This is a genomic window from Rhodococcus sp. T9N, assembly GCF_024436645.1.
Lineage (GTDB): Bacteria > Actinomycetota > Actinomycetes > Mycobacteriales > Mycobacteriaceae > Rhodococcus_F > Rhodococcus_F qingshengii.
In genome coordinates, this window is the sequence record NZ_JAMSKS010000048.1 from 1 (window position 1) to 5,830 (window position 5,830).

At 62.2% G+C, this 5,830-nt stretch carries 7 protein-coding genes; 1 reads left to right on the top strand and 6 read right to left on the bottom strand.

The window, feature by feature from the left end:
* Positions 1–9: 9 nt before the first annotated feature.
* From M1L53_RS32785 to M1L53_RS32795, 3 genes are read right to left on the bottom strand one after another with little or no spacing between them, the layout of a single operon-like run.
* Positions 10–399, bottom strand: coding sequence for a hypothetical protein (locus tag M1L53_RS32785; protein WP_261949486.1), 390 nt, complete (start codon positions 397–399; stop codon positions 10–12).
* 49 nt (positions 400–448) lie between these two features.
* Complete coding sequence (locus M1L53_RS32790; protein ID WP_166503034.1) at positions 449–1,234, bottom strand: hypothetical protein; 786 nt, start codon at positions 1,232–1,234, stop codon at positions 449–451.
* A gap of 40 nt (positions 1,235–1,274) precedes the next feature.
* Complete coding sequence (locus tag M1L53_RS32795) at positions 1,275–2,174, bottom strand: hypothetical protein (protein WP_225320440.1); 900 nt, start codon at positions 2,172–2,174, stop codon at positions 1,275–1,277.
* Positions 2,175–2,441: 267 nt separating this feature from the next.
* On the opposite strand from M1L53_RS32795, the gene M1L53_RS32800 reads away from it, so the two are divergent.
* Positions 2,442–3,047: a hypothetical protein gene (locus tag M1L53_RS32800; RefSeq protein ID WP_261949487.1), complete on the top strand. Its 606-nt coding sequence runs from the start codon at positions 2,442–2,444 to the stop codon at positions 3,045–3,047.
* Positions 3,048–3,078: 31 nt separating this feature from the next.
* On the opposite strand, the gene M1L53_RS32805 is transcribed toward M1L53_RS32800, so the two are convergent.
* From M1L53_RS32805 to M1L53_RS32815, 3 genes are all read right to left on the bottom strand, one after another.
* A complete protein-coding gene (locus M1L53_RS32805; protein WP_054827418.1) occupies positions 3,079–3,381 on the bottom strand; it encodes a hypothetical protein in 303 nt (100 codons plus the stop codon).
* Positions 3,382–4,134, bottom strand: coding sequence for a hypothetical protein (locus M1L53_RS32810; RefSeq protein WP_225320441.1), 753 nt, complete (start codon positions 4,132–4,134; stop codon positions 3,382–3,384).
* 319 nt (positions 4,135–4,453) lie between these two features.
* Positions 4,454–5,718, bottom strand: a protein-coding gene (locus M1L53_RS32815) for an IS3 family transposase (protein WP_252194295.1) whose coding sequence is annotated in 2 segments (ribosomal slippage) — positions 4,454–5,415 and positions 5,415–5,718 — 1,266 coding nt in all. Because the reading frame shifts where the segments join, the coding sequence is not laid out codon by codon here.
* Positions 5,719–5,830 lie beyond the last annotated feature (112 nt).

Genomic DNA, 5,830 nt, shown 5'->3' on the forward strand with positions numbered 1-5,830 from the left:
TGCGCCCACTCACGCCGCCTCGCCGAGAACCATCCACAGGTTCTGATCATTGCTCGGAACAGGGATGTCACGTCCCACTAACGGCCACGCGCCTTCAGCGGTCCGGCCTAGCGGAATCTCGGTGCTGACGATATCGGCTACCGAGTAGGCGATACGCCCACATCGTCGGCACTGGCCGGGCAACTGCTGAAATCGGATCATGGCCCAATGTTCGTCGCAGAGTAAGTAGTCCACGGGGGCGTTGCCATGACAACAGTCTTTGACGACCGCGGCCCACCTCGCTGCGCGCACGAACCCGACAGGGTCACCGGCGAAGTACTGCGGATGCTCCGCGCAGAACTCACACGGAAGTTCGGTGTGAACGATGCCTGACTTCACGTCCCTAGCTCTGTCGTCCATCCTGTTCCTCTCCTCCACTTTCCCGTTCGATACGTCGCTGGACGATTTACTACCGCCGGATGCTTCTGACTCGATCGAGATGCCAGCGGGCTCGCTCGGAAAGGTGACACACCGTTGCGTGTTCGAGGACGTGCGGGCTGGGCAACGCATCCCGCCCAGTCTTGGTCAGTCTGGCTGCGTACTGATCGAAGAACGCGACCAACGCACGGGCACGCACCACCGGCATCCGACGCCCGATCGGGCCCGACGACTTGTCCGCCAAGCGTTCGAAGTGCTCGACCAGCCCGCGAATGTCCCGATCAGGGACAGGGACGTCGAGAAGTGCACCGAATCTGCCGACCTCACGCTCATTCTCGGCGGCCACTACTGGAGGTTCCTCGCCGCGGTGAGCCTGTCGTACCAACTCCGTCAGCGCCTTCACCCCCTCCGGGGAGGTAGGCATTCCGTGAACCCTGACAGTGATGCCGGTGGCTGCTTGAACAGCATGGAATTCGTCGAGCGCTGACAGCCTTTCGTCATCACGCCCTGGAGTGTCTTCCGCATCGAAATCCGCCGCCAGTCGTGCAGCGCAACTGTGCGCGGTCATTACGTAGAACTGTCCCAAACTCGCCGACTCGAGAGCGTTACTACCGCGGGCCTCACGAGTATCGACGTGCTCCTCCAACTCGCGAATCAAGGTGGCCACCACATGCAGACGCCGCACACCGGCCGATCCCGGCGCATCCGATGCCGGCAGAGTGCGTTCGGCGACCTTGTGAACGTGGTCGAGGAACTCATCCACCAGTTCCACCCGGTTCGGTGATTGGAAACGATTCCGCCGGCGGCGCCACCTCATGTCCAGTTCCTCTCATCGGTACGGATACGTTTGCTCGGGTTCACAGCAGCCACCAGCCCGCAGGCAACGCGACAGCGAGCGCGGTTCCGACAACGAGGTACGGCGCGAACCCGAACTCCACACCCCGGACCTTTCTGCCTCCGAACACCTTGGTGACCGCCACCCCTACCACCGCCAGAATATTCGGCAGCAGCACTGCCGAAGCCACGTTCATCCAACCGACCCATCCGACAGCTGCCGTGAGAATGAAGCTCAACCTCACATCCGCCAAACCGGGGTGACCGCGAGTAATGATCGCGAACACCAGGTAACTGGCGAATATCGCGGCCCCGGCCACCACAGCACGAAGACCCGAGGCAGGGTCCTGATCGACGACCACTGCCATCGCGCCGAGCAGCAGACCCGCCGCGGTGACGGCACGAATCAGCGGCAAGGGGAACCGCAAGGTGAAGTGGTCAATCCACGCGGCCCAAACGGATAACGCGGCCACCGTGAGCCATGCCGGCAAGATCGCGTCTCCGCCTGCGACCATCACCGCCCCGAACCACAATCCTGCTGTTGCCACTGCTGGGACCATCGGGCGACTGGTCGGCCTCACGGGAATCTGCACGAGTGCACACAAACCTGCCATCAACGGACGCACCGCCACGCTCACCGCCGCCCCAGCCAGAGCAGCGAACGACGCGACCGACCACAGGCCAGCCTGCTCGTGACGACCGAACGCCCAGCGAGCAGCGATCCACACCGCCACACTCACAGCAATGACACCCAGGATCGGCAGATACGTCGAGAGAGGGGGTTTCCGCCTTCCTGCGTCGGCGACGCTGACGAGCCCCGGTCGTTGACCACGGCCAGGCGTTGTGGACTCGGCCTCCTCAGCGGAGAGAGAAGTCGAAGCACCGTCGGCAGTATTTCCCGACTCCACATTCGATTCGGCCATCTCGGAAAGCTCCTTCAGCGCGTCCATCACCCGTGGTCACAGGCAGAACCCGACCCTAACCGCTCTACCGGACAGCGCGGGCTTCCGAACTCATCGTTTGGCCGCTGGGGCGTGCGCTGTCCATGCCATGGACTATCACTGACCGCACATCTCAGATGCCTGAAAATCCGCTCGTGCTGCTCTCGAACGACTATGTTCCCGCATCGTGACCGGACTCGCCGCCACCAAAACCACTCGAAAACTCACCAGTAGAGGCAACATCACCCTATGAACGCCCCAATCGGAAAAGCTGCCCACCACCGCGCACGACTCCACCCGGCACGTTCCTCCCGTCCAGCATTGATCGTTCACACCTTCAGCGAATACACCCACCACATCCGCGGCGGCGCCAAACGACTGATCATCGACGCCGACCCTGACCTGTGGTTCGACCTCGGGCATGTCCCGCACGGAGTCGACGTGAAGATCATCGGTCAATCGTGTGCCGGAATCAGCGGAGGATCCATCGCTGCCGCCGGTCGATGCTTCCTCCAGGCCTCCCAACGCGCCCGTGTCACCGCCTACGAATTCGCGCACGTCGAAGCATTCGATGGCGTCACCATCGAAGCGCGCGGGAAAAGCCACATTGTCGGTACCGATCACGCCAAGATTCGCGCCGAAGATCAGGCTGTCGTCTTCGCCCACTCCCAGTGCCACGTCCAAGCTGCCGGCCACACTCTCGTCGCAGCGACAGACACTTCCTCTGTCTCCATGAACGGCGACGCACACGTCCGCGCCAGCGCCGGAGTGCACATCATCGGAGTTCCTCAGCCGAGGAACCTGAGCATCGAGCCGCGCCCGATCAGTCGACTGGCCAACCAGCTCAACATGTAAGGCCCCGCAAGCGGCAGTTAATCGCCGAGCCTCAGCCAGCCGACGACCGATACACCGTGAGATCAATCGACTCCTGATCGCGGAAACTCGACTCCAACAATTCCACCGCCGGCACAATCACTTCACTCTCGATCTTCCACACCACCGACGTCGTCCACCCCACCAACCCGCCAGGCCCGGGCGTCGCTTCACCGAACAAACCTTCCAAGGCGTCCCGCCGGTAACCGAAGGTATCCACCAGGTCATCAGCGGTGTACCAGTACTGCCGCAACGGATCCGGGTCATCGGCGTGCAGAGCGCTGCCTTCGCTGATTCGAAATGGTTCGGTACTCATCTACATGCCCTCTCTGTGGTGCGGTCCGCCCTGCGCCGTCTTCACGTCGACAATCCGCACGTGTGCATAATCCGGGTTCTCCACAACGTATTTCGAACGCTCGATGCGCCAACGAGCGACAAGCATCTCCAGCTCCTGAACCTCCCGTGGGTCCTCGAGATACTCACACGCGAAGTCGAGCCACGGCACATAATGCCGCAGGCTTTGACCGATCCGTCCGGACTGGCCACCGATCACGCTCTCGAGCACGATCAGTTGTCGCTCGTCCTTCATTCGTCGGCGCAACGCTTTCTGAGTCACTTCGACCAGCGCAGGTTCCGCCGCAGACACCGACTCGCCTACCCCGTCGACGCGGGAGCCCATCTCGTGGCGGTGGTCGACGGCATCGACGAACTCGCGACAGACCGACGCTTGAACCCCTTGCGGGAGCATCGACATAAGCGCAAAGCCTCGTTCCTCAAGGAGTTCGAAGCCGTGTCGATTACCTCGGGCATACCAACAACTCATGACTAGCGACCGCTCCCAAGCCAACGCCAAGCGCCTCTCGAGAAAAGGAAGCGTTCGGGCGGCCGCCACGAATTGAGAATCACACTTTCCAGCGATCTCACGCGCCGACTCCCAGTCCACACTGCCTGTAGGAGAGCTGATCTCACGTACAGCGCGCATTCGACCACGAAGATCCGCAGCAGCAGCGGCGATGTCGACTCTCACCGCGTACTTGTTGGATCGAGAGCGCAAGAACCAGAGGGTCATGCGGCTGAGCCTAATCTCCGCACCTCCGAGCAGGGGTGCAGTAGCATCGTCAGCGGCGCATTGCTGGCGTAGTGTGCTCCGGCTCACCGCATCGATGTCATCGTCGATGCGGTGAGCCACCTTCACAGAATGGCTCAGACGCGAACAGCTCCATCGCCATCCACTCGTTGATCCTGTTGGCGACTCCGCATTCGTTCCGCGTGCCGTTTCTGCCACCGCGCGTGTTTGACCTTGAAGCGCTCGTCGAATTCCTCCCACCGCGGCAAAGCCTCCGCCTTCCTCGCAGAGTGAATCGCCCTGGGTCTGATGGAGGCTCTGGCTATTTGATTTCAACCAAGGCCTGCTCACCCTGCTCAGTAGCGTAGAACGTCTTCTCGTACTCTGCTGGCGGGATGTCGCCGCAGTGACCATGCAGCCGCCTGTGATTGTGCCAGTGCACCCACGACAGTGTCGCCAGTTCCAGGTCGTCGATGCTGCGCCATGGACCAGGATGCGTTGGGCCGTAGATGAGTTCGTACTTGTAGTAGCCGTTCACGCTCTCGGCGAGAGCATTATCGTAGGAATCGCCCACGGTCCCGATCGACGGTATTGCACCGAGTTCGGCGAGCCGTTCGCCGTAGCGGACCGAGGTGAATTGACTGCCCGCATCGCTGTGGCAGCGCAGCCCGGTCAACCGTGTGCCGCGACTGAAGCGGGCCATCTCGATGGCGTCGAGCACTACCTGGGTGCGCATGTTCGCCGCGACGCGCCAGCCCACGATCATCCGAGAGTAAGCGTCGGTGATGAAGCAGACGTAGCCCATTCCCGCCCAGGTCGGGACGTGGGTGAGGTCGGTGACCCACAGTTGGTTCGGCTCAGTCGCAGTGAAATCCCGCCCAACCAGATCGGGGTGCCGATCCGCCCCGGCCGTTGCTCGGGTGGTACGCACCTTCTTCCCTCGCCGCACACCAGCGATCTGCTCGGCACGCATCAGCCGCGCGACCTGGTCACGGCCGACATCGATGCCCGATCTTCGGGCTGCTTTCCACAGCTTCCGCACCCCATATACCTGGTAATTCTCCTCCCACAACCCCCGTAGCGCCGGCCGCAACCGGCTATCGGAGACCGATCTAGCTGACGGCGGTCGGCTTTTGGTGGCGTAGTAGCTGCTCGGAGGTATCTGCAAGGCCTTGCAGATACGCTCGACCCCAAGCCTCCGACCCGCGATGACATCGCCGCGATTGGCATCGATGAACGCGGTCATCTCTTGTGCTGGCGGCCCTGCTCCGCCCCGAAGAAAGACGCCGCACGCTTCAATATCTCGTTGGCGCGCTGCAGTTCTCGGATTTCCTGCTCGAGTTGCTTGATCCGATCGGCCTCGGCGGTGCTCACTCCCACAGTCAGACCGTCATCGATATCGGCCTGCTTGACCCACGACCTGACGGACTCGACCCCGTAACCCAACTGCGAGGCAACCCGCGCTGTCGTCCCATGCTCGGTCCCCAGCTCGGCCCGCAACGCCCGGACCATCCGCACCGCACCGGCCTTCTCCTCCGGCGAATACCGCCGCATCGTCGGCCTCCCTGACACCCGTTCATTCGGCATGCTTCCATCCTCGTTTCCAAGGCCAGAAGTCTCCACCGAACCCAGAGCGATTCAGGTGGGACTGTCTGAATAACGGTGGATCCGGTCCTTGATTCAACACGCCGAGCTGAGC

Bases quoted from the DNA above. Each gene is read 5' to 3' on its own strand.
- M1L53_RS32785 (WP_261949486.1), bottom strand. From the start codon at position 399: ATGGACGACAGAGCTAGGGACGTGAAGTCAGGCATCGTTCACACCGAA.
- M1L53_RS32790 (WP_166503034.1), bottom strand. From the start codon at position 1,234: ATGAGGTGGCGCCGCCGGCGGAATCGTTTCCAATCACCGAACCGGGTG.
- M1L53_RS32795 (WP_225320440.1), bottom strand. From the start codon at position 2,174: ATGGCCGAATCGAATGTGGAGTCGGGAAATACTGCCGACGGTGCTTCG.
- M1L53_RS32800 (WP_261949487.1), top strand. From the start codon at position 2,442: ATGAACGCCCCAATCGGAAAAGCTGCCCACCACCGCGCACGACTCCAC.
- M1L53_RS32805 (WP_054827418.1), bottom strand. From the start codon at position 3,381: ATGAGTACCGAACCATTTCGAATCAGCGAAGGCAGCGCTCTGCACGCC.
- M1L53_RS32810 (WP_225320441.1), bottom strand. From the start codon at position 4,134: ATGACCCTCTGGTTCTTGCGCTCTCGATCCAACAAGTACGCGGTGAGA.